General features: G+C 37.7%; 2 protein-coding genes. One reads left to right on the top strand and one right to left on the bottom strand.

All coding sequences use genetic code 11. The annotated features are described in order from the left end of the window. Positions 1–126 precede the first annotated feature (126 nt). Positions 127–1,443 carry a recombinase family protein gene (locus tag VB740_RS17730; protein WP_323201275.1) on the top strand — a complete coding sequence of 439 codons (1,317 nt, stop codon included), beginning with the start codon at positions 127–129 and terminating at the stop codon, positions 1,441–1,443. Positions 1,444–1,456: 13 nt separating this feature from the next. On the opposite strand, the gene VB740_RS17725 is transcribed toward VB740_RS17730, so the two are convergent. Then, the gene (locus tag VB740_RS17725) at positions 1,457–2,626 is read right to left on the bottom strand and encodes a hypothetical protein (protein WP_323201274.1); all 1,170 of its coding nucleotides are present in this window, start codon (positions 2,624–2,626) and stop codon (positions 1,457–1,459) included. Between the last annotated feature and the right edge of the window lie 204 nt (positions 2,627–2,830).

Here is a 2,830-nt window from a genome sequence, read left to right as displayed (position 1 = left end):
AGGGGAAGCAGGGGAAGCAGAGGGGGACAAGGAGAATAACTAATGCCCAATGCCCCATGCCCAATGCCCAATGACCAATGACTAATGACTAATGACTAATGACTAATGACTAATGACTAATGACTAATGAAAATAATTGCCTACTCTTACACCAATCCGCTATTAGAATCTGCTCCCGATCAAGCCGATTGGGGATGGGAGGTGGATCGGGTTTATGAAGATTTGGGTAAGCCAGAGTCTTCTGGACACGCTACGCGAACGCAATTACAACAATTATTTACCGATTGCGAAACTGAACCAGCAGATTATCTCTTGATTCGTCGATTGGAAGAATTAGGGGATACTGTAGAGGAAATTAGCGATCGCTTACATCAACTCGAAGCAATCGGAGTAGCGATAATCGCCACAGAACAGCCCTACACTTCCGAAAATTACCCTTTGGGGGCTGACTTGCTAAATTTGCTACACGCAATTCAACGTCAGCAACGCAGTCGTTGCATCCGTCAAGGACACGCCCGTAATCGTCTTGAGGTTGCACCGCCACCGGGCAAAGTTCCCTACGGCTATCGCAGAGGTAAGGGAAAATATACTGTTGATCGCAGTACTTCACCAGTAGTCAAAGATTTTTTTGAACACTTTTTACTTTATGGTTCCCTGCGGGGTTCAGTTCGTTACTTGGCGAAAAAATACGGTAAAAAAATCTCTGTAACCACAGGAAGACGCTGGCTAACTAATCCAGTTTATCGCGGCAATACAGCTTACCAAAATGGTGAAATTATCTCTAATACCCATATTCCGATAATCTCTAAAGAAGAAGCAGCCCAAGTTGATCGACTTTTACGCCGTAACAGCCGTTTACCATCCCGAACTGCTAGTGCTAGGCGTTCTTTAGCTGGGTTGGTTGTCTGTGCTGAGTGTCAGTCACATCTGACAGTTACTCGTGTCACCCAACGCAACCAAGATAAGGAGTATCTTTATTTACGTTCTACTAGCTGTCCTCAACGCCCCAAGTGTAAAGCTATTGCCTACCAAGAGGTTTTAGAACATACAATTGAAACCGTTTGCCGTGACTTACCCTTAGCTGTAGCGGGGATGAATTTTCCTCAGTTGGATGCAGTCAAGAATAGTTTAGGGCAAGCGATCGCTCGTCAGCAAGAAATACTCGCTCAGTTACCCGCGTTAATTGAAACTGGAATTTTAGATGTTGAAACAGCAAAGTTAAGGGCTTACAAACTCCGCACAGAAATTTCTGCACTTGAAGCAAAGTTGGCGACTCTTCCCCCAGTTAACTTGCGTTCTGTTGCTCAAGCTGTTTCAATACCACAATTTTGGTTAGATTTGTCGGAAACAGAGCGACGATTTTACTTTCGAGAATTTATTAGGCAAATAGAGATTACTTTTCAGAATAAAGAATTAAAACTCCAAGTTATTTTTATTTTTTGATTTAATTAAAACACTATTTTTGAGACGTTTGATCCTTAGTATACGCAACAGGTTTTGGCCCTGCATTCCGCACATTGATAAATTTATTGAGTATATCAAACCAAAAAGGCGCACCCATAGCAATAGCGAAACCACTCACTATCCAACCGCAAATTAATTTAAAAACCTGTGAAATTCTGATGTAAACTCTATTCGATTTCGTAGTATCTAATAACTCAAACTGTTGATTAATATTTTGCCATCCAATCGGTATAGAAGAATTGCCTAATAGTTTTTCAATATCTTTTCTGGCTGCTTCATCATTGATATAATCGATTCGTTGACTTGCACTTTGAGTAATAGTAGAGCGAATAACCGAATCCTCCGATAGTCTTTTAACCAAGTGGAATGTATCAGTGTTAGTTAAAAAGGCAACTAATATTCCAATTAAAATAGCAACTCCTTTGGCATTTCGCTTATAAACACCGCTTGCTCGATCCATCGAGCGATCAAACCATGTTTCTACTTCATTTTTAAATTGATTTACTTCCTCTGTGAGATCGTCAATCTTTATCCTGCTACGTTGAGCAATTACACTAAGGCTCTTAATTAAACTATTAGGGACTTCATCAGGTAACTCATTATTAACAAAATCTATAAATTTTTGGTCAATCTCTCCATAAATTTCTTGGATTTTTGTGTAACTTACACTATTGGGATTATTAATACCTTTTTTAAGTTCTTTATAAGAGGCTAATATCATCTGCAAGTTGGTTTTTGCTTCTTCACTAGGATGTTTAACATAATTAATTAACTGGGGAATTTTTAAGGTATCTAATAAAGTAATTGCAAATGTTTCAGAAGGTAGATAGGAAGGACCGCTTTGTTTTTCTAGAACTATTTTATCAGGTTTTTTAGTAATTTCCTGGAAATGCTTTTCTACTTTACCCTTGGCTTGTTGATTCAATGTATTAATCAAAGGATCGTTATAAAGTTTCTGTACTAAATGGATTGCATTAATAATATCTGATTTTTCACTTTCACTACCACCTGATAAAAGTAATTCAATTGAAGTTCTTAAATGTTTAACTCTCCATTGTAATAATGTGGCAATTAGTTCCTGGATTTCCGAAGCTAGCAAGCTCAAAATCAAATAAATAAAGACTAAACCAAGAGTAATATCTACAACTACAGGTAAATTCATTGATATCTCCAATTTTAGCTATTTATTGCTCTCAAAAGCATTTAGAGAATTGTATATCACATATTTTACGATTCAATAGTTGCTTAATCAAAAGTAAAATTAGTTTCTTTAGATCGTTTTATGAAATTAAATAATATAGGACTACTATGTGATTTTTGAAAAGATACGTAGGGTGCGTTAGCGACAGCGTAACGCACCAAAGCC

Source organism: Nostoc sp. UHCC 0251, from assembly GCF_034932245.1.
Taxonomy (GTDB): Bacteria; Cyanobacteriota; Cyanobacteriia; order Cyanobacteriales; family Nostocaceae; genus Nostoc.
This window is presented reverse-complemented; position numbering and strand designations above follow the sequence as displayed.